This is a genomic window from Corynebacterium oculi (assembly GCF_001412105.1).
Lineage (GTDB): Bacteria > Actinomycetota > Actinomycetes > Mycobacteriales > Mycobacteriaceae > Corynebacterium > Corynebacterium oculi.
The window spans coordinates 215,625-239,153 of the sequence record NZ_LKST01000004.1 but is presented as its reverse complement, the minus strand read 5'-3'; the positions used below and the strand labels follow the sequence as shown (position 1 = coordinate 239,153).

Annotated in this window: 21 protein-coding genes and 1 pseudogene; 15 read left to right on the top strand and 7 right to left on the bottom strand. The window is 64.6% G+C overall.

Translation table 11 applies throughout. The features are described 5' to 3' along the window. The first annotated feature begins 87 nt into the window (after window positions 1-87). Together dnaJ and Cocul_RS10825 are read left to right on the top strand one after the other, a co-directional pair. The gene (dnaJ, locus tag Cocul_RS10830) at window positions 88-1,242 is read left to right on the top strand and encodes a molecular chaperone DnaJ (RefSeq protein ID WP_055123301.1); all 1,155 of its coding nucleotides are present in this window, start codon (window positions 88-90) and stop codon (window positions 1,240-1,242) included. A gap of 1 nt (window position 1,243) precedes the next feature. Further along, window positions 1,244-1,675, top strand: a complete 432-nt coding sequence (locus tag Cocul_RS10825) for a heat shock protein transcriptional repressor HspR (protein ID WP_055123300.1) — start codon at window positions 1,244-1,246, stop codon at window positions 1,673-1,675. Here the strand turns inward: Cocul_RS10825 and Cocul_RS10820 are convergent. Both Cocul_RS10820 and Cocul_RS10815 read right to left on the bottom strand, forming a co-directional pair. Continuing rightward, entirely contained in the window at window positions 1,626-2,645 is a 1,020-nt protein-coding gene (locus Cocul_RS10820; RefSeq protein ID WP_055123299.1) for an alpha/beta hydrolase, read from the bottom strand. The genes Cocul_RS10825 and Cocul_RS10820 overlap by 50 nt on opposite strands. Before the next feature lie 217 nt (window positions 2,646-2,862). Then, window positions 2,863-3,111 carry a hypothetical protein gene (locus Cocul_RS10815; RefSeq protein WP_055123298.1) on the bottom strand — a complete coding sequence of 83 codons (249 nt, stop codon included), beginning with the start codon at window positions 3,109-3,111 and terminating at the stop codon, window positions 2,863-2,865. 91 nt (window positions 3,112-3,202) lie between these two features. On the opposite strand from Cocul_RS10815, the gene Cocul_RS10810 reads away from it, so the two are divergent. Further along, complete coding sequence (locus Cocul_RS10810) at window positions 3,203-4,006, top strand: carbon-nitrogen hydrolase family protein (protein WP_055123297.1); 804 nt, start codon at window positions 3,203-3,205, stop codon at window positions 4,004-4,006. A 21-nt stretch (window positions 4,007-4,027) separates the two neighbouring features. Here the strand turns inward: Cocul_RS10810 and Cocul_RS10805 are convergent, their stop codons facing one another. After that, window positions 4,028-5,194 (bottom strand): hypothetical protein, encoded by a 1,167-nt coding sequence (locus Cocul_RS10805; RefSeq protein WP_055123296.1) that lies wholly within the window; start codon window positions 5,192-5,194, stop codon window positions 4,028-4,030. A 153-nt stretch (window positions 5,195-5,347) separates the two neighbouring features. Next, window positions 5,348-6,483: pseudogene (locus Cocul_RS10800) on the bottom strand (NAD(P)-binding domain-containing protein). A gap of 86 nt (window positions 6,484-6,569) precedes the next feature. On the opposite strand from Cocul_RS10800, the gene Cocul_RS10795 reads away from it, so the two are divergent. The 7 genes from Cocul_RS10795 (at window position 6,570) to Cocul_RS10765 (ending at window position 15,234) form a co-directional block, all read left to right on the top strand. Beyond that, window positions 6,570-7,907 carry a sodium/glutamate symporter gene (locus Cocul_RS10795; RefSeq protein WP_055123295.1) on the top strand — a complete coding sequence of 446 codons (1,338 nt, stop codon included), beginning with the start codon at window positions 6,570-6,572 and terminating at the stop codon, window positions 7,905-7,907. A gap of 527 nt (window positions 7,908-8,434) precedes the next feature. Beyond that, a complete protein-coding gene (gene clpB, locus Cocul_RS10790) occupies window positions 8,435-11,005 on the top strand; it encodes an ATP-dependent chaperone ClpB (RefSeq protein ID WP_055123294.1) in 2,571 nt (856 codons plus the stop codon). Between the two features lie 121 nt (window positions 11,006-11,126). Continuing rightward, window positions 11,127-11,450, top strand: coding sequence for a hypothetical protein (locus tag Cocul_RS10785; RefSeq protein WP_055123293.1), 324 nt, complete (start codon window positions 11,127-11,129; stop codon window positions 11,448-11,450). A 204-nt stretch (window positions 11,451-11,654) separates the two neighbouring features. After that, window positions 11,655-12,803 (top strand): type III secretion system chaperone family protein, encoded by a 1,149-nt coding sequence (locus Cocul_RS10780; protein ID WP_211257129.1) that lies wholly within the window; start codon window positions 11,655-11,657, stop codon window positions 12,801-12,803. 3 nt (window positions 12,804-12,806) lie between these two features. Next, the gene (gene pyrE / locus Cocul_RS10775) at window positions 12,807-13,346 is read left to right on the top strand and encodes an orotate phosphoribosyltransferase (RefSeq protein WP_055123291.1); all 540 of its coding nucleotides are present in this window, start codon (window positions 12,807-12,809) and stop codon (window positions 13,344-13,346) included. Continuing rightward, a complete protein-coding gene (locus Cocul_RS10770; RefSeq protein ID WP_055123290.1) occupies window positions 13,339-13,989 on the top strand; it encodes a TrmH family RNA methyltransferase in 651 nt (216 codons plus the stop codon). The genes pyrE and Cocul_RS10770 overlap by 8 nt, the downstream gene beginning before the upstream one ends. Before the next feature lie 54 nt (window positions 13,990-14,043). Beyond that, a complete protein-coding gene (locus tag Cocul_RS10765) occupies window positions 14,044-15,234 on the top strand; it encodes a glycoside hydrolase family 76 protein (RefSeq protein ID WP_055123289.1) in 1,191 nt (396 codons plus the stop codon). 8 nt (window positions 15,235-15,242) lie between these two features. Here Cocul_RS10765 and Cocul_RS10760 read toward each other — a convergent pair whose 3' ends face one another. Continuing rightward, window positions 15,243-15,926, bottom strand: coding sequence for a VTT domain-containing protein (locus tag Cocul_RS10760; protein ID WP_055123288.1), 684 nt, complete (start codon window positions 15,924-15,926; stop codon window positions 15,243-15,245). 202 nt (window positions 15,927-16,128) lie between these two features. On the opposite strand from Cocul_RS10760, the gene fbaA reads away from it, so the two are divergent. Both fbaA and Cocul_RS10750 read left to right on the top strand, forming a co-directional pair. Next, a complete protein-coding gene (gene fbaA, locus Cocul_RS10755) occupies window positions 16,129-17,163 on the top strand; it encodes a class II fructose-bisphosphate aldolase (protein WP_055123287.1) in 1,035 nt (344 codons plus the stop codon). Between the two features lie 63 nt (window positions 17,164-17,226). Next, a complete protein-coding gene (locus tag Cocul_RS10750) occupies window positions 17,227-18,408 on the top strand; it encodes an FUSC family protein (protein ID WP_055123426.1) in 1,182 nt (393 codons plus the stop codon). A 106-nt stretch (window positions 18,409-18,514) separates the two neighbouring features. On the opposite strand, the gene Cocul_RS12405 is transcribed toward Cocul_RS10750, so the two are convergent. Continuing rightward, window positions 18,515-19,204, bottom strand: coding sequence for a DUF3800 domain-containing protein (locus Cocul_RS12405; protein WP_150114467.1), 690 nt, complete (start codon window positions 19,202-19,204; stop codon window positions 18,515-18,517). Between the two features lie 67 nt (window positions 19,205-19,271). Here Cocul_RS12405 and Cocul_RS10745 point away from each other — a divergent pair, with 67 nt between their 5' ends. Continuing rightward, a complete protein-coding gene (locus tag Cocul_RS10745) occupies window positions 19,272-19,502 on the top strand; it encodes a hypothetical protein (protein ID WP_055123286.1) in 231 nt (76 codons plus the stop codon). Here the strand turns inward: Cocul_RS10745 and Cocul_RS10740 are convergent. Further along, the gene (locus tag Cocul_RS10740; protein WP_055123285.1) at window positions 19,482-20,426 is read right to left on the bottom strand and encodes a hypothetical protein; all 945 of its coding nucleotides are present in this window, start codon (window positions 20,424-20,426) and stop codon (window positions 19,482-19,484) included. The genes Cocul_RS10745 and Cocul_RS10740 overlap by 21 nt on opposite strands. 106 nt (window positions 20,427-20,532) lie before the next feature. Here Cocul_RS10740 and Cocul_RS10735 point away from each other — a divergent pair, with 106 nt between their 5' ends. Both Cocul_RS10735 and Cocul_RS10730 read left to right on the top strand, forming a co-directional pair. Next, a complete protein-coding gene (locus Cocul_RS10735; RefSeq protein ID WP_055123284.1) occupies window positions 20,533-21,822 on the top strand; it encodes an adenylosuccinate synthase in 1,290 nt (429 codons plus the stop codon). Window positions 21,823-21,955: 133 nt separating this feature from the next. After that, window positions 21,956-23,500: an alpha/beta fold hydrolase gene (locus Cocul_RS10730; RefSeq protein ID WP_069723638.1), complete on the top strand. Its 1,545-nt coding sequence runs from the start codon at window positions 21,956-21,958 to the stop codon at window positions 23,498-23,500. Window positions 23,501-23,529 lie beyond the last annotated feature (29 nt).

The following is a 23,529-nucleotide window of genomic DNA, read 5'->3' as shown; positions in this document are numbered from 1 at the left end:
GCTGAAAACCCCGTGGCACCGCTGTTCGCTCTACTTCGACCAGCGGTGCCGTTTTTATAAGAACGTATAAGGAAGGAGGGATGCCCAGTGGCGGAACGCGAATGGGCAGAAAAAAACTATTACGCAGATCTGGGGGTCACCTCATCCGCGAGTCAGGAGGATATTAAAAAAGCCTATCGCAAGATAGCCAGAGAGAATCACCCGGATAAAAAGCCCGGGGATAAGGTGGCCGAGGAACGCTTTAAAAAGGCCGCCGAGGCTTATGATGTGGTAGGCGATGAGCACAAGCGCAAGGAGTATGACGATTTCCGCGCCATGATACGGGGTGGCGGGATGGGAGGTACCGGCTTCACCGGAGGGTTTCGCTCGTCCGGGACGGCGGGGAACTTCCAGGCCTCAGACTTCTTTGGACAAAGCGGAGGTTATTCTCCAGAGGGCGGTCTTGGTGACATCTTCGGTAGCTTCTTTGGTCGCGGCGGGAATCCTCGCCAGTCAGCTCGGCCGACCAGGGGAGCAGACGTGGAAACGGACATCACGTTGGAATTCCGGGAGGCGGCGAAAGGGACCACCCTTCCCCTTCAATTAAGCGGAGAGGCCCCGTGTAATACCTGTCACGGCTCGGGCTCTCAATCCGGAAATCCTTCCACCTGTGAGAAGTGCCAGGGCTCCGGGTTTACCTCGGAAAATCGCGGCGCCTTTGGATTTTCTGCCCCCTGTTCCGCCTGCGGTGGCACGGGGGAGATCATCGAGGATCCGTGTGTCACCTGCGATGGGCGGGGCACCGTGCACCGCACCCGCTCCATCACGGTGCGGATCCCGGCTGGCGTGGTGGACGGGCAGAAGGTTCGCTTGGCGGGTCAGGGTGAGGCCGGGCCCAACGGTAAGCCATCCGGCGATCTCTTTGTTACCGTGCACGTGCGGCCCGATCCGGTGTTTACCCGCTCCGGCGATGACCTAGAGGTCACGGTGCCGGTGTCCTTCGCGGAACTCGCATTGGGCGATACCATCACCGTCCCCACCTTGGATTCTCCCGTGCGGGTAAAGGTACCCGCCGGTACGCGCACCAATCGCACCCTGCGGGTACGCGGCCGGGGCATCAAGAAGGGCGACTTGCTGGTCACGGTGCAGGTCACGGTACCCACCAATCTGGATGCCGCCGCCACGAGCGCTCTGCGCTCCTATGCCCAGGCGGAGCGGGAATCCGGGTTTAACCCCCGTGAGGGCTGGGAAGGGGCGAAGTAGCATGTCTCGTGCGCAGCAAACCCCTCCGCAGTCCCCGGCCCAGGGGCAGGCGGCCGAGGAGGTCTTTGTGATCTCCGTGGCGGCGGAACTCTCGGGCATGCACGCCCAAACCCTGCGCACCTATGATCGCCTGGGCCTGGTTACCCCCGCTCGCACTAGTGGAGGTGGCCGCCGGTATTCCCGCACCGATGTGGCGATGCTGCGGAGAATTCAAAAGCTCAGCCAGGAAGACGGCGTGAACCTCGCGGGAATTAAGGCGATCATCGAACTGACCAAGGAAAACGAGGAACTCAGGGGGGAGGTGGCGCAGTTGCGGGCAGAGAATGAGCACATGCGCCAGCACTCCGCCACGCGCGGCGGGGAACTCGTCCACGTGCCGAGGTCTACGGCGGTGGTGATGTGGACTCCGAACGCTCGGCGCGGGCGGAGGTAGGGGCGCGCCCCGCTGGGGAATCGGGCGCCGCGATCTCCCGTAGCGCTCGAAACACCAGGGGCTCGTTCCAGTAGGAGGAATGATCCCCGGGGTGCGTGGGCCAGACCCGTGCGCCGAAACGCGGCGAGGTGGGATCAACTCCGTGCACTCCGCCGCGCGGGGTGGCGGTGAGGTCAATCAGATCACCCTTGGCGGTCAAGGCGTGGACGCTGCCGTGCCCGGATCCCCGCAACTGGAACTCGGAGGCGTGCGATAACGGAACACCGGGCGATCCCATGAGCACCACGGCATCGGCCAGCAGCCCCGTGGTGGCCGCCCGACCAACCACCACGGAGCCATAACTGTATCCCAGCACCACCCGCCGCTGCGTGGGATTGCGGGCGGCGAGGTCTCGTTGAAATCGCTGGAGTTCCCGGGCACCGGCGTGCGCCGGGGCGGTGGCGATGGCGTGGGGAAGCGCGGAGGGGGCCTGGTAACCCAGCCAGGTAACCGCCGCACCCCCGGTGGCCTGAGCGATGCTGCGCCCACGCTCTAAGTGGGTGGGCCAGGAGGAAGCATCGGAGGAACCCACCCCGGCCACAAAGGTGGTCACGCTATGAGCGGAATCCAGATCACCGAAGACCACCGCCACGGTATCCTCGCCCGCCTCCACAAAGCGTGCCTCCGGGTAGCGCTGGGCCAGATCGCGCCACTGGGGAGCCGAGAGAAGAACGGCCTCATGGATAGCGTCGAGGGAAAGCTCGGACATGGCCCCCAGCCGGTGGAGGGGTGGGGCCGCTACCGGGGTGCACAGCCGGGTGATTTCGCGGGCGCAGTGCCAATCGAGCGCGGCGCCCAGGGCGGCCACGGCGCGGCCGAGCTGGGCGAGGAGGAAAGAATCATCGCTGAGCCTCAACAACCGTTCGGCTACGCGCTCCACATCCTTATACAGAGCACTCGCGCGGGCCAGTACCCCAGCCACCTGCTCCATGCGGGTGGCCTCGGCCGCCCAGGGGGCGGTGGTGGCATCGAGACGATCGAGCCCCGCGGACTACCGCACCTCGGATACCAGCGTGACGCAGGGCGATATTATCTGCTCTTTCGCGGGCGGAGGCCTCGCGGGCGTGACGAGCCAACAGCATGGTTTCTTGGGCCGCGTGGTCGAGGTCGGCAGAGCGTAGTGGGGAGGCGAGCATGGGGCGTATTCCTTAATCGAGGCTATGGGCGAGGCTGTGATCGACCTGCTGGGCGCGGGCATAGAAAAGAGAGAGGTCTGTCAGGAGTGCCGTGCGGTCGTGCGCGGCGCGTGCCAGGGTGTGTTCCCAGGAGGCTCCGGCGGCGTGCAACGCGGAGGCGGTAAGGGAGGTTCCCGCCATGCGTGGGGCTGCCTTGGGGTGATGCGTGCTGGCGCGGCGCAGCCGGTGGGCGAAGGAATCGGTGAGGAGTAGCTCTTTCATGCCCTCAACTACAGCGCGGCGTCGATAGTGAGGGAAGGTGCGCGGCGGTGATCCTGTGGATAAACCGGGATTATCCACATAGCATGGCGCCATGCGCATCGCACTAGCTCAAATACATGCTACGGGTGACCCGGAGGAGAATCTTCGCACGGTAGAGGCCTATTCTCGGCGTGCGGTAGAGCGGGGCGCGCGCCTAGTGGTCTTCCCGGAGGCCACCTCGCAGGCCTTTGGCACCGGCCGGCTGGACACGCACGCGCAGGACTATGACGGCCCCTTTGCCGCAGGGGTCAACGCCCTCGCGCGGGAGCTGGGCGCGGTGATTGTGGCGGGAATGTTCCGGCCCGCGGATCGCGTAGACAACGGTGCCAACGTGATTCAACGGGTGTGGAACACCGCCCTGATCGCCGATGGCGGGACGCCGCGCGGGTACGACAAGATCCATACCTATGACGCCTTTGATACCAAGGAATCAGAGACCGTGCGTCCCGGAAACACACCGGTGCTGGTGAGCGTTGATACCGTGACGGTGGGGCTGGCTACCTGCTTTGACCTGCGATTTCCCAGCCTATTCCAGAACCTTGCCCGCCGGGGAGCGGAGGTGATCGTGGTGCCGGCCTCCTGGGCGGACGGCCCGGGCAAGCTCCACCAGTGGCGCACGCTGACCGCCGCGCGAGCCCTGGATACGGGGGCGTTCGTCGCGGCGTCGGGAATGGCGCGCCCGGGAGGGGAGGACAACGCTGGGCAGGCCAGCGGCCCCACCGGGATCGGGCACTCTACCCTGGTCAATCCCTGGGGGGAGCGCCTAGCGGAGGCGGGTTACGGCGAGGAACTGCTGGTGGTGGACGTGGAAACCGAGCAGGTTGCGCGGGCCAGGCGCACGCTCCCCATCCTCTGAGCAACCCCTACCCGTGTTGCTTTACCGGGGTGCGGATTCGCTGCGGTGTGGCCAAGCCTCCACCTGAATGTGCTGCGCCCCCGAGGCCCGCAGGGCGTCGGCGCTGTGCTGGGTGCTTTCCTCGGGGCCCGCGATGAGAATCTCATGGTCATTCCAGGTGCCTCGGCTGGCGGCGAGGGCACCGGGGGACTCGGCCTCTGCGATATAAATGTCCGGCAGAGTGACCTTGGAATTAACCCACCAGGCGTCCTCGTGGGCCGTGGCGCAGGGCACCACGGTGAGCCAGGAACTCGCCCGGGCGAGCGCCCATAGGCGGGGCAACTCGTAGAGTTCCCCCGGATAATCCGCGCTGAGGAAGAGCGTGACCTGGGGCTGATGATCCCAGGTGAGGAGGTCAAAGAGGAGGGAACGCAGCGGAGCCCAGCCCGTGGCGTGAGCTATGAGGAGCACATCGCGCTTACCGCTGATAGACAGGGAGCCGGTCGGCTGCCCGAACGTCCAGTGATCGCCCACCTTGGACTTAGCCAGGCGCTGCGCGGAGGTATCGTCCTCGCCCAGCACGTGAAACTCCACCTGGCCGAACTCCGAGGGGGGAGTGGCCGGAGACATGGGAAGCCAGATCCCCGGCAGCATGGCGGTGGAGGTGAGCACATGCTGGCCGGGGTTAAACGGAATGGCCAGGCCGGTATCCAGGGTGACCACGCTGATCCGCCTGCTCATCCGCTGTACGTCGATGACCTCACCGGAGTAGGCCGGGGGCACGCCCTGCTCATCCGCGTTCAGGGCCACGGCGGCCATCTCCACGCACAGTCCCTCGATGAGGTGCTCCGCCTGCTGGGCTGCCACCGTGTACTGCTCGTTGGACACGCGCAGCACCTCGCGTAGACCAAATTTGAGCGCCTGGGCGAAAGAAGCATAGGCAATAGCGGGGAAACCGTGGCGGCGATGATCCAAACCCATCTGCTGCACGCGGAGCAGGGCGTCAGGGGAGAGCGCGGTGGGGGTGCTGTTCTCTAAGACCCACGCCACCGCCGGGGCCAAATCAAGGTGAGACTTGCTCATCTTGAGGGGAAATACAGCGTGTGCCTCCAGGTGATCCACATAGAAACGACCGTGTGTGGCATCGCGGAAAGTGCCGGGGTGATCCCGGATCAGGTGGGCAATCTCAGCGAGCGTGGCGGCGGGCATGACACCTATACTAAGGCCCACGGGGGAGTTTGTAGAGGGCAACCCGTACCAAAGGCCACCGTACGGGTGTGTACCTTCGTCTACGCGGGGTAAGAAAAGCGGAGGAAACCAGGCAAAACGGACTGTTTTCCGGTAGCCGCAGCGGGGGTAATTTTAGCGGTACTGCGCGGCCTTGCGCCCGGCCAATCTCCCCGCCCGCGTGGCCCCCACGGTAGAGGCGGAGGAGGCATAACCCACCAGGAACAAACGAGGCTCACGCCGGGGACTCACCTCATCCACCATCTCGATGCCCGCCGCGCTGTGGAGACGCAGAGGCGCCAGGTGCCGCAGCGCCGCGCGGAAACCGGTGTTCCAGAAAATAGCGTCCACAGGTTCCTCGTGCCCGGCCTCCCAGGGCTGCCAACTTTCCGGCAGCACCAGGGCGTCGCTTTGCGACGGCCCCAAGCCCTGCGTCCTCGGCGGGGGCGCAGCACCGAAGCGCACCCCGTGCGGAGTCACGCTATCCACGCGCCCGCGAGAAACAAGAACCCCCGCCGCCACCGCCTCCACGTACTCGGGCCACAACGGAATCCCCGTGGTGCGCACCACGGAGGCCGGGGACTTACCCGCGTGGGTGCGTTCCCGCACCGCGCGTTCCACCTCGTGCCCCCAGGCTTGATCGAAAGGCCGATCCGTAAAATTGGGCGGACGCCGCGTGGACCAGAGGGTTTCCGTGACGGCGGAGAGTTCCAGCAAGAACTGCACCGCGGAAAGCCCTCCCCCACCACTAGGGTGCGCTTGCCGCGAAAATCCTCGGCGCGGCGGTAGCGCACCGTGTGCAACTGCGTCCCGAGAAAAGAAGCCGCGCCGGGAATATAAGGAATAAAGGGCTGGTCCCACGTGCCGGTGGCGTTGACCACCGTGCGCGCGTGCCAGGTGCGGGCATCGCTCGCCGTGATCCGCAGCGGGCCGGTCTTGCTGACCGACGCCACCTCGACCACCCGCGCCGGGCGGATCACCGCCAGGCCCAGGTATTGCTCATACTTCCCGTAATAATCCGCCACCACCCGGGAGGCGGGCACGGTGGGATCGGGGCGGCTCATGGGCAGCCCGGGAAGATCGGCGATGCCGTGAGCGCGCCCGAGGGTCAAGGAATCCCAGCGGTGCTGCCAGGCACCGCCCGGGCCGGGATTGGCGTCCACCACCACAAAATCCCGCCCCGGCACCAAGCTCCGATGGACTAATTCATGGGCGCAAGCCAGACCAGCCTGCCCGGCGCCGATCACAAGGGTGTGCAGGGGTGCGTTCATCACCCCCATTCTTCCACGCAGGGGTGGAGAAACGTGCCTGAACCGTTAAGATGAGCCGGTCACGTACGTCGCATGAAGGAGACGCTGTGGAATACACCCCTTTTTCCCTGCTTGTTGATGTCGGATGGATCTCCGTCCTGATGGTGATAGGCAACGTCTTGCGCCGCAAGGTGCCGGTATTCCAGGCGCTGCTGCTTCCCGCCCCCATCACCGCAGGCCTGCTGGGGTTGCTGCTGGGGCCGGGGGGACTCGGCTGGATCGGCTTCTCCGATCAGATGGGCGCGTACACCACCCTGCTCATCGCCGTGGTCTTTGCCTGCATGCCTTACTCCATGCAGTTTGACCGCTCCGTGCGTTCCGGCGCGCGCACCATGTGGTCCTATTCCACCGGCATGTTCGTGGGGCAGTGGGGGCTGTTCATTCTCCTCGGCATGTTCCTCTTCGAGCCGGTATGGGGCACCGAGGATTGGTTCGGCATGATGCTGCCCGTGGGATTCGTCGGCGGCTTCGGCACCGCGGCCGCCGTGGGTTCCTCCCTGGAGGCCACGGGGGCGACGGCCGCGAGCACCCTGGGCTTCACTTCCGCCACGGTGGGTACCCTCGCGGCCATCGTGGGCGGCGTGATCTTTGCCAACTGGGGAATCCGCACCGGCCGCACCTCGGAGATGCCCAAGCAACTCCCCTGGGACATGCGCTCGGGATATATCGACGAGGAATCCTCCCGCCCCTCCATCGGCAAGGCCACCACGAACCCCTCCTCCATCGAGCCGGTGGCCCTCCACGTGGGCATGCTCGCCCTCACCGTGATGTTTGCCTACCTGATTAATGAGGCGATTAAGGGGGTGTTTCCCGAGGTCTCTATCCCCCTGTTCATCATGTCCTTTGCCGTGGGCATCGTGGGCAAACTGATCCTCAACCTCCTGGGAAAGCCCAACTACGTGGATCGAGACACCATCAACTCCCTCTCCGGCGCGGCCACGGACTACCTCATCGCCTTTGGCATCGCGGCCATCGTGCCCGCCGTGGTGGCAGACTACTGGGTGCCGCTGGTGGTGATGTTCGTGCTCGGTACGATCTACTGCCTGGTGTTCTTCTTACTGGTGGCGCCCACGTTCTTTGGCAAGAAGTGGCTGGAACGCGCGATCTTCGGCTGGGGCTGGGCCACCGCGGCGGTGGCCACGGGCATTGCGCTGCTCAAGATGGTGGATCCCAAGCTGAAGTCCGGCACGCTGAACGAGTATGGAGTGGCCTACGTGGGCTTTGCCCCCTTTGAGATCGGCATGACGGTGATCGCGCCGATCGCCGTGCTCACCGGGTGGACCATGGGGCTGGGGTGGATCGCCACCCTATTGTCCGTGGTGATACTCGGGATGGCGGTGGTGCTGCGCTGGGTGCCGGGGCGGAACGTGGAGGTGAAGCACTAGGAAGGGGGTGCGTATCGACGCCCTCCGGGGCGGAATCGGGGGCGCGAAACAACTCCGCAACAACTTTACAACAACTTTTTATCGCTCTGACCTGCATGGATAGAGTGATGAGTGCGGGGAGTTGTTGAAAAGTTGTTGCGGAGTTGTTTCAACAACTTGGGGGTATGATGGGGGTGATTTTCAGATTTTCTCGCTGCTGCTTTTGTTGTTTCTTTGGCTGTGGTAACGGAGTGGCCTGTGCTTCGGTTCCGTGTGGCGGGAAAGGCGGGGGGGGGGGCATCTTCTTGCGGTGTCGATCGTTGTTTCGTCGGTATCTCATTCGCGGCACTTGCGTTCACCTCGCGCAACTTTTTTCTCCTTGAGTGGAACAAACTCAACTCTTGGTGCGTTGGAGGGGGTAGTGAGAGAAAAGCTTGGCAGTACGTGGGGCGTGCAAACGCTCGGTGTGGAAGCCGTGGCGTCGTAAAGCAAACCGCAACGGCCCAGGCCCTGTCGGGCGAGGAAGAACGCTAGAGAAAGAGGAAACAATGAACTCGTTTAACCCCACCACCAAGACCAGCGAGGCCATGCAGGCCGCTTTGCAGCAGGCCTCCTCCCTGGGGAACCCGGATATTCGCCCGGCGCACCTCCTGGCGGCCATCGTGGAACAGCCGGAGGGCATCGCCGCCCCGGTGTTGCAGGCCGTGGGGGTGGATCCCGCCGCGATCCGCGCGGAGGGGCAGAAGTTAGTGGAGGGCTACCCCAAGGCGCAGGGTACGAACATGGCGAACCCGAACTTTAACCGCGATTCCTTGAATGCGCTCACGGCGGCGCAGGAATTGGCTGGCGAGTTGGGCGATGAGTACGTGTCCACGGAGGTGCTGCTGGCCGGGATCGCCGCCGGTTCCTCGGATGCGGCCGACCTGCTCAAGGCCAAGGGGGCCACGCATGAGGCGATCGTGGCGGCGTTTCCTTCGGTGCGTGGGCACACCAAGGTGACCTCGCAGGACCCGGAGGGTCAGTTTCAGGCGTTGGAGAAGTACGCCACGGATCTCACCGCGCGGGCGCGAGAAGGCAAGATTGACCCGGTGATCGGGCGCGATGCGGAGATTCGCCGCGTGGTGCAGGTGCTCAGCCGCCGCACCAAGAATAACCCGGTGCTCATCGGTGAACCCGGCGTGGGTAAGACCGCGATCGTGGAGGGGCTGGCGCGGCGCATCGTGGCGGGTGACGTGCCGGAGTCCCTTCAGGGCAAGACGCTGCTGTCCCTCGACCTGGGTTCCCTGGTGGCGGGCGCAAAGTATCGCGGGGAGTTCGAGGAGCGCCTCAAGGCGGTGCTCGATGAGATTAAGCAGTCCGAGGGGCAGGTGATTACCTTCATTGATGAGCTGCACACCATCGTGGGTGCCGGCGCAAGTGGGGAGTCCGCGATGGACGCGGGCAACATGATTAAGCCCCTGCTGGCGCGCGGGGAGCTGCGCCTGGTGGGCGCCACCACCCTGGATGAATACCGCAAGTACATCGAAAAGGACGCCGCCTTGGAGCGCCGCTTCCAGCAGGTGTACGTGGGCGAGCCCTCGGTGGAGGACGCCGTGGGTATCCTGCGCGGGCTCAAGGAGCGCTACGAGGTGCACCACGGCGTGCGGATTCAGGATTCCGCCCTGGTGGCGGCGGCTGCGCTGTCCGATCGCTACATCACCAATCGCTTCCTGCCAGATAAGGCCATTGACCTCGTGGACGAGGCCGCCTCCCGGCTGCGCATGGAGATTGATTCCTCCCCGCAGGAGATTGATGAGGCGCAGCGCATTGTCCGCCGCCTGGAAATCGAGGAGCTGGCCCTGCAAAAGGAGAAGGACGCCGCCTCCCGGGAACGCCTGGAGAAGCTGCGCGGAGAGCTTGCCGACGAGCGTGAGAAGCTCGGGGAACTCACCGCGCGGTGGAACAACGAAAAGGGTGCCATCGACGAGGTGCGCGCCGCCAAGGAGGAATTGGAGAAGCTGCGCGGAGAGTCCGAGATAGCCGAGCGCGAGGGCGATTACGAGCGGGTTTCCGAGCTGCGCTACGGCAAGATCCCCGCGGCCGAGAAGGCGGTGGAGGCCGCCGAGGCGGCGGTGAGTAACGGGGCGAATAACTCCATGCTCACCGAGGAGGTCACCCCGGATACGATCGCTGAGGTGGTATCCGCGTGGACGGGGATCCCCGCGGGCAAGATGCTTCAGGGTGAGACGGAGAAGCTCCTGAACATGGAGGCCGAGCTGGGTAGGCGCGTGGTGGGGCAGGCCGAGGCCGTGACGGCGGTCTCGGACGCCGTGCGTCGTTCCCGCGCCGGGGTAGCCGATCCGAACCGCCCCACGGGTTCCTTCCTCTTCCTTGGCCCCACGGGCGTGGGCAAGACGGAGTTGGCCAAGGCGCTCGCAGAGTTCCTCTTTGATGATGAGCGCGCGATGGTGCGCATTGATATGTCCGAGTACGGGGAGAAGCACTCCGTGGCCCGCCTGGTGGGTGCCCCTCCCGGATACGTGGGCTACGACGCGGGCGGCCAGCTCACCGAGGCGGTGCGGCGTCGCCCGTACACGGTGGTGCTCTTCGACGAGGTGGAAAAGGCGCACCCGGACGTGTTTGATGTGCTCCTCCAGGTGCTCGATGATGGCCGCCTGACCGACGGCCAGGGGCGCACGGTGGACTTCCGCAACACCATCTTGATCCTCACCTCCAACCTGGGCGCGGGCGGCGGCCGGGAGCAGGTGATGGAGGCCGTGAAGCACGCCTTCAAGCCGGAGTTCATCAATCGCCTGGATGACGTGGTGGTCTTTGACGCTCTCAGCCACGAGCAGCTCACGCACATCGTGGACATTCAGGTGGGGCAGCTCGCCCGCCGGTTGGAGCAGCGGCGCCTGCGCCTGCACGTTTCCGACGCCGCCCGCGATTGGCTGGGGGATCGCGGTTACGATCCGGCCTACGGGGCCCGTCCGTTGCGCAGGTTGATCCAACAAGCCATTGGCGATCGGTTGGCCAAGGAGCTGCTGGCCGGGACGGTCAAGGATGGTGACCGGGTGAGTGTGGACGTGGCGGAAGGCGGCGCCGGTTTGGAGTTAAGTGCGAGTTCTACTACCAAATAACGGTAATTAGTCCCCCTTTAGGTACTCTTTATGGTACGAAAGTGGATTGCTATTGAATGGGGCTTGACGGAGTTTTACACTCAGTCTTGTCCATCGCATTCGAGTAGAGAAAGGAAACGCGATGTTTTCTCGTAAGAACCTTGCCGCCGCGGCAGCCTCTGCCGTGATTGCCACCGGAGTCGTGGCTGCCCCCGCTTTCGCTGAGGAGCCCGTGGACCCGGACTACAGCGTGGCCACCGCCACGGAACAGGCCCCCGAAGTTGACCCGGACTACAGCGTGGTCAAGAAGGACGAGCAGGGTGAGGGCTCCACCAGCTTCCTCTCCGAGCTCTCCTCCAGCAACGAGGGCAAGACCACCGACGAGCAGACCGAGGGTTCCTCCACCGAGGACGCCCTGGGCGTGCTGGGCCAGGTGGTGAAGTTCATCCTGGGCATTCTTGTCTAAGGAATCATTGCCATATTGCTGGCATTGATATTGGTATTATTATTTGATGCCAAGTAAAAGGGTGGGGGCGGGGTACGGGCCGAGGTAATCGGTTCCCGTACCCCGCCCCCACCCTGTGTTATTACCGTTTTTATCGGTCGCGTCTTCTTCTCGGGGGTAGGGGCGTGGGAGCGGAAGATCACCCGAGCCATTAGAGTAATGGGCGTGTCCGTAACACTCATCTTTGTGCTCGCCGCCGTTGCCCTCGTGATTGCCGCCGTGCTGTGGTGGCTTGATGCGCGAGGCCGCGCCTCGCGTTCCGGTGCGTTGGGGGAGGCGCCCCTCGCGGAGCCGGAGGACGTGGGGCAGGAGGGATCGGTGGAAACCGAGCGCCCAGAGCACCCCGAACGCTCGGAACGCCGTGCCCCGAGCCGCCTGGCCATGCCGGGACAGGGCCGCCGCGAGCGTCGGGCGTGGGCGCAGGAGGCGGGCTTTAGCTTTACCCGCACCGATGATTCCCTCGCGGAGGAATGGCGGCGCGGGGCGGCGGCCTCCGGGGCCACGGCGCATGACGTGGTGACCGGGGTGAGCGAGGATCACGAGTTTGCCCTCGCGGATGTGGATTCCACCACCGTCCTGGCGGTGCGCCGGGGCGCGGCCTCTGATGTGGTGGTGGATTTCCGCCGCCGGGGCGTGGGCGAGGAGGCCTCCTCCGATCTCCACGAATGCGGCGAGGTGGAGGGGTTCTTGCGCTTTAGCACGGATACGTCCGCTGCGGAGCGCTTCAGCGACGAGCGCGTGAGCGCCGCCCTGGAGGCCATGCCAGATTTTGTGCGCGCCGTGTGGTGCGAGTCCGATTGGGTGCTGGCGCAACTCGATCGCGGCACGCACGGCCATGACTGGGAGGCGATCATGGCCCCGATGACGTGGCTTGCCGACGCCGCCCACGCCCTTCCCCCGCGCGCGGCCGCGCCGCTGCGCGTGGATGAGGCCTTGCCCTCGCGGCTCATGCCGGCCCCGGCCTCCGCCCCGGAGGAATCAGGGGCCCCGGAGGAGCAGGCGGGGGGCGACAAGCAGGATCAGGCCAAGCCAGCGGTGATCCGCCCGGAGGAGCCGGTGGAGTTGCCTACCCGCGCGCGGACGCAGTCTCGGGGCGTGGTGGAGCCGCGTTCCCTGGGCGGCGACGAGGTGCCGGGCATCGGGGATAGGGCGGAGAAACCCTCCGATTACCAGGGCACGAGGGTGCTGCGTTCCCGGGACGCCGGGCCGTCCATCTTCGATGACCTGGCCGAGAAACTGGGCCGCGATCCTCTGGAGCACATGCGCGGGCTTCACGCCCCCCAAACCTCCCCGAAGAACAAGGAGAACGAGTAAGAGATGTCGCAGCAAGAACGCGCTGAATTGGCGGAATTGGTCAAGGAATTGGCCGTGGTGCATGGCAGGGTCACGCTGTCCTCCGGCAAGGAGGCCGATTATTACGTGGATCTGCGCCGGGCCACCCTTCATCACCGGGCCTCCCGGCTCATCGGTTCCCTGTTGCGCGAACTCACCTCGGATTGGGACTACGTGGCCGTGGGTGGGCTGACCCTGGGGGCCGATCCCGTGGCCACCGCCGTCATGCACGCCGAGGGTAGGACTATCGACGCCTTCGTGGTGCGCAAGGAGACGAAGAAGCACGGCATGCAGCGCCGCATCGAGGGCCCCTCGGTGGCGGGGCACAAGGTGCTGGTGGTGGAGGACACGACCACCACGGGGAACTCCCCGCTCACCGCCGTGGAGGCGCTGCGCGCGGAGGGCGCGGACGTGGTGGGGGTGGCCACGGTGGTGGATCGCGCCACCGGCGCGGATAAGGTGCTGGCCGAGGCCGGCCTGAAATACCGCTACCTGCTGGGGCTGGGGGATCTGGGGCTTGCCTGAGCAACTTCCCGGCCCGACCGAATGGGGGGAGGGACGCCACGGCGTGGGCCCCTGGGAGGGGCCGCTTCCCGACGATCCCCGGCTTGACCCCACCCTGCTCGCGGAGGGGGATCGCCGCAACGTGGTGGATGCGTACCGCTATTGGCGGCGCGAGGCGATCGTGGCGGACATCGATACCCGCCGTCACCCCCTGCACGTGGCGATCGAGAACTTTGAGAATGACGCGAACATCGGCACCGTGGTGCGCACCGCCAACGCCTTCGCCGCCGATACCGTGCACATCGTGGGGCGGCGGCGGTGGAATCGGCGCGGCGCGATGGTGACGGACCGCTACCAGCATCTGCGCCACCACCCCACGGTGGCGGACTTGATGGCCTGGGCACGCCAGGAATACATTGCGGTGGTGGCGATTGATAATACCCCGGGCAGCGTGCCCCTAGAGACGGCTCGATTGCCGCGCCGCTGCGTGCTGCTTTTTGGTCAGGAAGGCCCCGGGGTGACCCCGGAGGCCCAGGAGGCGGCGGTGATGACCTGCTCGATCGCGCAGTTTGGCTCCACCCGATCCATCAACGCCGGGGTGGCGGCGGGCATCGCCATGCACGCCTGGGTGCGCCAGCACGCCGATCTTGGCCGCGCGTGGTGATTCTTGGTTAGGATCGTGGGGAAGAACACCACGAAACACTAATGAGGCGTAACAGTGCTGGAGAAATGGGCACACCGGGCGGATCTTGCGGAGTCCGCCATTCATGATCGACATGCCAGCCGCCTATGGGGCCTGCCGCGCACCAATCTCGCGGTGGTGGCCTGGCCCCCCACGTCCAAGGACAAGCTTTTTATCCGCTGGCATTACTGGTGGCAGGCGCATTACCTGGACTGCCTGCTTGACGCCTATGCCCGCCGCAGCACCAACGCGCGCCGAACCCGGATCAATGAGACCATGCGGGGAATCCGCTGGCGCAACCGGAATAAGTTGGTGCACAACCGCTATTACGACGATAAGGCGTGGCTGGCCCTCGCCCTGGGGCGCGCGGCCTGGCTGAAAAAGATGAAAAAGCCCAAGCAACTAGACGCCCTGGAGTTCAATATCCTCAGCGGCATCGACGGGCTGACCAACGTGTTGCCGTGGCGCACCGGAGAGACCTTTTATAACGTGCCCTCCAACGGGCCCGCCGCGATCATGATGGCGCGCACCGGGCGGTTGGAACAGGCGATGGGCGTGGTGGACTGGATCCTGGACACCCTCATCAACGATGACGGCCTGATTATGGACGGCCTGCGCATGCGCATGCACGGCCCGGAACTGGTGCGCGATATTCACCCCTACTGCCAGGGCGTGACCATCGGGGCCTGCCTGGAAATCGCCCTGCGGCTGCGCGAGCGCGCCGGGTTCGCGGAGGAGGAGGTGCTCGCTTACGCCGACGCGGAGCGCGTGGACGACTCCATGAAGTACATCACGGCTATTCGCTCCATCGTGCAGGCGGTGGCCAAGGAGATGGCCACCCCCCAGGGGGTGATCGACTGGGACACCGGGGAGGGCGATGGCGGCCTGTTCAAGGGGATCCTGGTGCGGTACCTGGCGGACGTGGCGGTGCGTCTGCCTGCGGATTCGCCCACCAACCGCGCCACCAAGAAGGTGGCGGCGCGCCTGGTGCTGGCCTCCGCCCAGAGCGTGTGGAATCACCGCCTGGAGGTGGATGGCCTGCCGATCTTTGCCACGGACTGGACCGACGATGCCCGCCTGCCGCATAACTTTGGCCTGGGGCCCAAGAGCCTCGCGGAGACCGCCGGGGTGATCCGCATCGCGGAGCGGGATCTGTCCGTGCAGCTTTCCGGGTGGATGCTCATCGAGGCGGCGGCCCGGGTGCAGGAGCACCTGGAAGAGGCTTAGCGGTGGTGCTAGCGGCGTCGATAAGCGCGGGCGGCGAGGAACTGCCTGGTCGCGCCGATGATGCCGGGGAGGACGGAGACAAACACGATGAGCAGGAAGATCGCCTCGATGTTCTCCCTGATGAAGGTGTACTGGCCTAGCCACGCGCCGAGCAGCGTCACCCCGCCGCCCCAGAGCAGGCCCCCGAGGATGTTGTAGGTGATGAACACGCGGTAGCGCATGCCGGACATGCCAGCCACAAGCGGGGCGTAGGTGCGCACGATGGGAACGAAGCGGCAGATGATGACCGTGATGGGGCCGTGCTTTTCAAAGAATTCGTGGGATTGGGCGAGGTATTCCTGCTTGAAAAAGCGGCCGTCGGGGCGTTTTTGCAGTGCGTGGCCGAAGCGGGAGCCGATGAAGTAGCCCACCTGATCGCCCAGGATCGCGGCGGTGACGCACACCAGGATCACCAGCCAGAGGGGGGCGAAGGGATCGGGCTGCACGGAGAGCATTCCGGCGGTAAAGAGCAGGGAATCGCCGGGGAGCAGGGGGAAGAGGAGGCCGGATTCGATAAAGACGATGAGGGCCACGCCGGGGAGAATGAGGGAGCCGAAGGGGCCGGAGCCGCTGAGCAGGTGCATCGGGTCCATCCAGTCCGGCCCGAGCGCCAGGGTGCTCACGGTGGTGAGCGTGTCTGCCGTGTCGATCATGCTCCTTAGCGTAGGCGCGTTGCGGGTGCGGAGAAAGCCGCCGGGAACCCTCCGCCCGGCCCGCATGTATTTGATTATGTGGGATCATGTGGATTTTGGTGGGCGCGTGGGCGGCGGCGGAGTAGGGTGGAAGTTGGCATAATCGGTATATAGATCACGCCGCTGCGGCGTGTGCGACGATCACGACAACTGAGGAGTATTCATGCCTATTGCGACCCCTGAGGTTTATAACGAAATGCTCGATCGCGCCAAGAAGGAAGGCTTTGCCTACCCCGCGATCAACTGCACCTCGTCGGAAACGATCAACGCTGCGCTCAAGGGCTTCGCCGAGGTGGAGTCCGACGGCATCATTCAGTTCTCTACCGGCGGCGCTGAGTTCGGCTCCGGCCTGGCCGTGAAGAACAAGGTGGCCGGGGCCTGCGCCCTGGCCGCCTTTGCCCACGAGGCCGCCAAGCACTACGGCATCAACGTGGCCCTGCACACCGACCACTGCCAGAAGGAAGTGCTGGACGAGTACGTGCGCCCGCTCATCGCCATCTCCCAGGAGCGCGTGGATCGCGGCGAGCTGCCCCTCTTCCAGTCCCACATGTGGGACGGCTCCGCCATCCCGATCGACGAGAACCTGGAGATCGCCCAGGAACTCCTGGCCAAGGCCAAGGCCGCCAACATCATCCTGGAAGTGGAGATCGGCGTGGTGGGCGGCGAGGAGGACGGCGTGCAGGCCAAGGCCGGCGCGAACCTCTACACCACCCCGGAGGACTTTGAAAAGACCATCGACGCCCTGGGCACCGGCGAAAACGGCCGCTACCTGCTGGCCGCCACCTTCGGCAACGTCCACGGCGTGTACAAGCCCGGCAACGTCAAGCTGCGCCCCGAGGTGCTCCTGGAGGGCCAGCAGGTGGCCCGCAAGAAGCTCGGCCTGGCGGACGACGCCCTGGCCTTTGACTTTGTGTTCCACGGCGGCTCCGGCTCCGAGAAGGAGAAGATCGAGGAGGCGCTGCGCCACGGCGTGATCAAGATGAACGTGGACACGGACACCCAGTACGCCTTCACCCGCCCCGTGGCCGCCCACATGTTCTCCAACTACGACGGCGTGCTCAAGATCGACGGCGAGGTGGGCAACAAAAAGACCTACGATCCCCGCTCCTACATGAAGAAGGCCGAGCAGTCCATGTCCGAGCGCGTGGTGGAGGCCTGCCAGGACCTGCACTCCGTGGGCACCTCCGTGAGCAAGTAACCCCACGCAATTCGGGGGCTTGGGCCGTGCGGCCACCTGCCGGGGTGGCTTATGGTGGAACGCATGGCCAAGCAAAAAATGAGCACGCTTGCCCGGCTGCGCGTGGTGGATCAATCGCTGCACAGCCGGGCCGTCCGGGTACGCAAGCGCGCCTGGCCCATCGTGCAGTCCGCCGTGGCCGCCGGGCTCGCCTTCTGGGTGGCCCAACGCCTTTTCGGGCACCCGGTACCCTTCTTCGCCCCCATCGCGGCGGTGATTATCCTCGGCCTAGAGGGCGGGGACCGCATGAAGCGCGCCGTGGAGATGTCCATCGGCTGCATCGTGGGCGTGGCCCTGGGCGACCTTCTCTTCTACTACCTTGGCCCCGGAGCCTGGCAAATCTCGGTGGCGGTGGCCACCTCCCTGCTGCTGGCCTCCTTCATCTCCAAATCGCCCCTGGTGAACAACCAGGCCGCCATCGGCTCCATCCTCATCGCCACCATCATGCCGCCCGGCACCGTCTCCGCAATCACCGGCACCGGCAGCACCGGGCGCGTGGTGGACGCGATGGTGGGCTCCGTGGTGGGCCTCCTCGTGGTGGCGCTGATCCCCAGCGACCCGCTCAACGCCGGGCGCCAGGAGGTTTCCAAGGTGCTCGGCATCGCCTCCTCCGTGCTTCAAGACGTCTCCCAGGCCCTGCGCACGGGCGACCTCGACCTCATCAAGAACACCCTGGACGCCGTGCGCGGCACCCAGGGCGATATCAACTCTATGCTCGCCGCCGCCAAAACCGGGCGCGAATCCACCACCATCTCCCCGCTCATGTGGGGCAACTGGCGGCGCGTGCGCACCCTCGAACGCCTGCTGATCCCCGTGGACAACTCCATCCGCAACGTGCGCGTGCTGGCCCGCCGCGCACAGATCTTCATCGAGGATCAGGACTTTGTCTCCCCCGAACAGGTGGACATCATCGACGAGCTTTCCGACGTGGCCCTCCAACTCTCCGAGATGTACGAGCGCGGCACGGAGGTGAGCGAGGCTCAGGAGATTCCCGTGCTGGTGAATCAGCTGCGCCGCCTGGGTGGGCGCGCCACGATGGAGGTGGTGGAAGATCGGGTGCTCTCCGCGCACGTGGTGCTGGCGCAATCGCGCTCGCTGATTGTGGACTTCCTGCAAATCTGCGGCATGTCCAGGGAATCCGGGTTGGCGGTGCTGGCCCCCACCTCCTCCACGCCGGCGTATCCACCGGAGGTGTGGGAGGAATAGGGGTAGTAATGTGCCGTTAGGTGAGCTAGAATGTGAACAGGATCTTGCGGTTATCCCGCAAACCAACCCCGCCGCAGCCTCCACGGAAGTGGAGGCTGACGTGCTTTTACCACGTTCTGTGGTACCCGCGTTGAGCCAGGGGTTCTAGTTCTTTCCAGAGATTTTCAAAAACTTTGTGTGCGCGTGGGTCGGTATATTTCTGTATAAAGTTGCGTCGGTACACATAGGATATGAGATCAATTGCTTGCACCATGCGGCTATGGTGGGACGGGGTAAAATGCAGACCGTCGGTGAAACTGGTGAGTTTATTGGTGGGATCATCGGGTAGTCCATTCCTGCGAAAACTTGCGTACATGTCTTGGTAGATGGATTTATTTTGGACGTCATCGCAGAATGCTAACACTCTATCGTTTTTGCGCTTCATTAGAGTATCAATACATTCAAGGGTGAAAGTGAGTGACCACTTATGTGGATCATGCGGCGATTTTTCTGCGAGGCTGGTTGTCCCCCGGCAAATGGCAAGATCTGGGACGTGGGTTATCGCTGAAATAGCCTGCTTGTAGATGCGGGTCCGGGCTCGTGGTGTGGTGAGTGGTTCCCAGTCGCGTGTGCCGGAGCTGAGTTCATATCCGTGTAATTCCACCGTTGAGGGTATGTGGTGCTGTTTGCTGATTCGTTCTAGCGCCGCATTGAGATTTTCCTCGATGAGTGGAATCTGATCCATTGGTGAAACGAGCGCAAGAACGGAATGTTCTTTGCGCGGGTGAAAAGTTTCATCGAGATAGGCTACGTGCATGGGTCGATTGTACTGTTGTTTCGGCTTATGGAAGAAGGTTTGTGGCAACGTTGGTATTATGTGGCGTATGGACTACTTAATTCTTATCCTCGCCATCTCCCTCCCCCTTTGGCTCCTCTTTGTATTCTGGTACCAGCGCAAGCGCCTCAACCGCCGCAGGAAATATAAGGCTATGGGTGCGGATTGGCCGGTGGAGTGGATGGGCAGCAAGGGGATAGAGGAGATGTCCTGGGAGGACACCACCGCCCAACCGGCCTCCGCTGAGCGGGCAGAAGATTCACGGACGCGCGATCTGTAGATCCCGCAGGTGCCGGTAGAAGGTCACGCGCTTCACGGGCCGCTTGGCGCTCACTCCGTCCACGGTCACGCGAATGTTCTCCCCGCCGGATTGCACGGCGCGCCCAGTGGCGAGCGATTCTGGATCGACCACGCCCACGGGTTGCTCCGCCCCGCGCACCAGCCAGCGGGTGCCGGGGGAGTTCCACAGCCGTTCTACCCCGCGCGGCCCCACGCGGCGGCTCACCAGCGCACCGAGCCCGGAACCGCGTTGCGCAGCAGCCCCACCCTCAGCATCTGCTACCGCCGTGCGCAGTTCCACGGCGGCGATGCCGGGCGCGGTGGTCATGGGCACCAGCCGCGCCCCGTAGTGCCCAAAGAGGGGGCGTTTTTCCTCCCCGTGGAGGAGCAGGCGGTGATCGTCCACGATGATCTCCCCAGTGTACTCGGTGTTATCCCAGTGGGTGATGGTGGCGCTCCCGGCCACCGCCAGCCCGGAATCGGTGCGGATCACGGGCACCGGTCGCACCGGGGCCTCCGAGGCGAGCGCCAGGGCTTCGGCCGGGGCGTCGTTAAGCGGAAGCCCCCAGTTGGTCGCGGCGGGGGAGCCACCGGTGGGTACGTAGCCGAACTCCACCCAGAGGTAGTCGGCACGCATGGCGCGGGTGAGCACGGCGGATAGGGCGGCGTCGGAGCCGATGACCACCACGCGCAGGGGTTCGTCCAAGGCGCTCGCCTGCGGGGCGGGCTGTGGTTGCCCGAGGTGGGCGACGTCGGGCTGGGCGGCGATCTCGTCGAGGGAGGGGGTGGGGTCGTGGGGCAGGGCGCGGGCCGCGGCGGCGTCGATAAGCTTGAGTTCCTGGCGGGTGGGCACCTCGGAGAGTTGGTGGGAGTCCGGGCTGAGGGGGAGGGGCGTGGTGCCGCAGTGCAGGAGAATCGTCCGCATGGTTCTTATCTTAGGAATGAGGCGCGGAGGTGGGTACAATGTGGGGCTGTTCTGTGCGCGCCCCGGTGGGGCGGAAATCTACCTGTAGCGGAAGTGTGATGCCAGTATGGCTGCGATCGTGATCGTCGGGGCTCAGTGGGGCGATGAAGGCAAGGGAAAGGCCACCGATATTCTGGGCGGCCGCGTGGATTACGTGGTCAAGCCCAATGGCGGCAATAACGCCGGGCACACCGTGGTGGTGGGTGGAGAGAAGTATGAATTGAAGCTTCTGCCCGCCGGGTTGCTCTCTGAAAATGCGGTGCCGGTGCTGGGCAACGGCGTGGTGATCAACCTGGAGGCCCTGTTCGAGGAGATTGGGGGCCTGGAGGCGCGCGGCGCGGATGCCTCCCGCCTGCGCATTTCCGCCAACGCGCACCTGGTGGCCCCCTATCACCAGGTGCTTGATCGGGTGCAGGAGCGCTTCCTGGGCAAGCGAGCTATTGGCACCACGGGGCGCGGCATCGGCCCGGCTTATGCGGATAAGGTTTCGCGCGTGGGTATCCGCGTGCAGGACGTATTCGATGAATCTATTTTGCGGCAGAAGATCGAGTCCGCCCTGGACATCAAGAATCAAATCCTGGTGAAGATGTATAACCGCCGGGCCATCGAGGCGAAGGAGGTGGTGCAGTACTTCCTTTCCTACGCGGATCGTTTGCGCCCGATGGTGATGGAGGCGGAATACGAACTCAATAAGGCCCTCGACGAGGGCAAGCACGTGCTCATGGAGGGCGGGCAGGCCACCATGCTGGACGTGGACCACGGCACCTACCCCTTTGTTACCTCCTCGAATCCCACGGCCGGCGGAGCCTGCGTGGGCGCGGGCATAGGCCCCACGCGCATTACCTCCTCCCTGGGCATTGTTAAGGCGTACACCACCCGCGTGGGCGCGGGGCCGTTCCCCACGGAACTCTTTGATAAGTGGGGCGAATACCTGCAAACCACCGGCGGCGAGGTGGGCGTGAATACCGGCCGTAAACGCCGCTGCGGTTGGTACGATTCCGTGATTACCCGCTACGCCTCCCGCGTGAACGGCTTTACCGATCTCTTCCTCACCAAACTGGACGTGCTCACCGGCATTGGGGAGATACCCATTTGCGTGGCCTATGACGTGGACGGCGAGCGTTTTGATGAGATGCCGCTGACTCAATCCCAGTTCCACCACGCCGAGCCGATCTTTGAGACCATGCCCGCCTGGGACGAGGACATCTCCGAGTGCCGCACCTTTGAGGACCTGCCGCAGCGCGCCCAGGATTATGTGCGACGCCTTGAGGAACTCTCCGGCTCGCGCATCTCCTACGTCGGCGTGGGGCCGGGCCGCGATCAGACGATCGTGGTGCATGACGTGCTGGAAGCATAGGGCGCACCGAGGGATGGTGATGTTACCCCTGTTGCAGGTGTGAAAACCTGTGAACAGGGTGAAAAATCTGCTTTTTCTGGTAGATTCCGGGGAAGAAAAGCAATCACTCGCTCCCCGAGAGGCGTTATCCCCCATGATCTTCCGCAAAATCGCCGCTACCGTGACCGCTTTGACCGCGCTTCCTGTGAGCGCCGTGACCGCCCTTGCCGCCCCGGCGCAGGCGGATTCCCTGGCCTGGGGCGAATGCCCCGTGGGTGCGGTGGCGGACTCGGCGGCCCAGTGCGCCACCTTTGAGGTGCCCAAGGACTACGCCCAGCCGGAGGGTGAGAAGATCACCCTCACCATGAGCAAACTCCCGGCCATCGGGGAGTCGCGCGGCGTGATCGCCGGTAATCCCGGCGGGCCGGGTGCTTCCGCGCTCGGAATGTTCCGGGGTGCCGATAACCTGCCGGGCACGGTGAAGTTGCCCGATTCCGTGCGGGAGCACTATGACCTCGTGGCGGTGCAGCCGCGCGGTTTGCCGTGGGGCGAGCCGCTGGATTGCGGGTTGGTACCGAGCTTCGAGGCCTGCGAGGCCAATAAACCGGGCTACACGCGCACCGTGAACACGGAGAACACCGCGCGTGATCTCGATGAGGCGCGCAAGGTGCTGGGCCAGGATCGCCTGAACCTCTACGGCGTTTCCTACGGAACCCTGCTCATGCCTACTTACGCCACCTTGTTCCCGCAGCACACGGGGAAGATGATGCTGGATTCCTCCATGAACCCCGATGACATTTGGTTCCAGTTGGGTGCCAGCCGCAAGCAGGCGCGTATCGACGCCCTCAATGCCATGTTTACCTGGATCGCGGAGCGGGACGCGGAGTACGGCCTGGGGGATACCCCGCTCAAGGTGTATAAGGCGTGGACGCAGCGCGTGAACGAGCACATGGGGCTGAGCGCCGCGCCGATCACCCCGCCCCCGGCCACCGAGGGGGATATTCCTGCGGGGATTTCCGTGGGTGAATTGGCGCTGGCCGGAACAAACTTGGTGGAGGAGGCCAAGTGGCGGATCGGCCGCCTCATGATCCTGCCGGATATTGCGCGGTCCTTCATCGAGCAGCCGGACGGTAACGCTCAGTGGTTCACGATGGTGTACGAGGATGCTGTGTATAGCGAAAAGGCCTGGCCGCGCGTGGCGGAGTCGCTGAAAACCGGCACCATCGTCCTTGATCCCCTGGCGGAGAACCTGTTCAATCGCATCGACGGTTTCTCGGAAGAGCAGATGGGAACGTTTGTCCAGCAGCAGGTAGAGGTAGTCAGGGGCCTGGGTAACGTGGATAAGGCGGTGATATGTAATGAGAATCGTACCCCCGCCGATCCCTCGCGCGTGGCATCTATAGTGGTGGAATCTATGATGGGGGATCAGCGCAAGATGGCGGAGGACGTTCTGGCCTCCGGCCAACACTGCGCAGGCTGGCCGGAGCCCGAACCGCTGGTGTGGGCCACGGGCGAGGCCCTGGAGACCAAGCCGCTGCTGGTGGGCTATGACCGCGATACCGCCACCACGGGGGCCGGTAACTATGCCATGCAGCGGGCGATGGGTGGTGAATTGCACGTTCTCCCCGGCTACAGCCACGGGGTGCTGCTCAACGATCCCGAGGCCGTGGAATCCCAGGTGGCGGCGTATTTCTCCTAAGCTCTGCACAGGTTATGTGGCTCTAGTTT

Coding starts and splice junctions, on each gene's coding strand:
- Cocul_RS10825 (WP_055123300.1), top strand. CDS start 1,244: ATGTCTCGTGCGCAGCAAACCCCTCCGCAGTCCCCGGCCCAGGGGCAG.
- Cocul_RS10820 (WP_055123299.1), bottom strand. CDS start 2,645: ATGGAGCAGGTGGCTGGGGTACTGGCCCGCGCGAGTGCTCTGTATAAG.
- Cocul_RS10815 (WP_055123298.1), bottom strand. CDS start 3,111: ATGAAAGAGCTACTCCTCACCGATTCCTTCGCCCACCGGCTGCGCCGC.
- Cocul_RS10810 (WP_055123297.1), top strand. CDS start 3,203: ATGCGCATCGCACTAGCTCAAATACATGCTACGGGTGACCCGGAGGAG.
- Cocul_RS10805 (WP_055123296.1), bottom strand. CDS start 5,194: ATGCCCGCCGCCACGCTCGCTGAGATTGCCCACCTGATCCGGGATCAC.
- clpB (WP_055123294.1), top strand. CDS start 8,435: ATGAACTCGTTTAACCCCACCACCAAGACCAGCGAGGCCATGCAGGCC.
- Cocul_RS10785 (WP_055123293.1), top strand. CDS start 11,127: ATGTTTTCTCGTAAGAACCTTGCCGCCGCGGCAGCCTCTGCCGTGATT.
- pyrE (WP_055123291.1), top strand. CDS start 12,807: ATGTCGCAGCAAGAACGCGCTGAATTGGCGGAATTGGTCAAGGAATTG.
- Cocul_RS10760 (WP_055123288.1), bottom strand. CDS start 15,926: ATGATCGACACGGCAGACACGCTCACCACCGTGAGCACCCTGGCGCTC.
- fbaA (WP_055123287.1), top strand. CDS start 16,129: ATGCCTATTGCGACCCCTGAGGTTTATAACGAAATGCTCGATCGCGCC.
- Cocul_RS10750 (WP_055123426.1), top strand. CDS start 17,227: ATGGCCAAGCAAAAAATGAGCACGCTTGCCCGGCTGCGCGTGGTGGAT.
- Cocul_RS12405 (WP_150114467.1), bottom strand. CDS start 19,204: ATGCACGTAGCCTATCTCGATGAAACTTTTCACCCGCGCAAAGAACAT.
- Cocul_RS10745 (WP_055123286.1), top strand. CDS start 19,272: ATGGACTACTTAATTCTTATCCTCGCCATCTCCCTCCCCCTTTGGCTC.
- Cocul_RS10740 (WP_055123285.1), bottom strand. CDS start 20,426: ATGCGGACGATTCTCCTGCACTGCGGCACCACGCCCCTCCCCCTCAGC.
- Cocul_RS10735 (WP_055123284.1), top strand. CDS start 20,533: ATGGCTGCGATCGTGATCGTCGGGGCTCAGTGGGGCGATGAAGGCAAG.
- Cocul_RS10730 (WP_069723638.1), top strand. CDS start 21,956: ATGATCTTCCGCAAAATCGCCGCTACCGTGACCGCTTTGACCGCGCTT.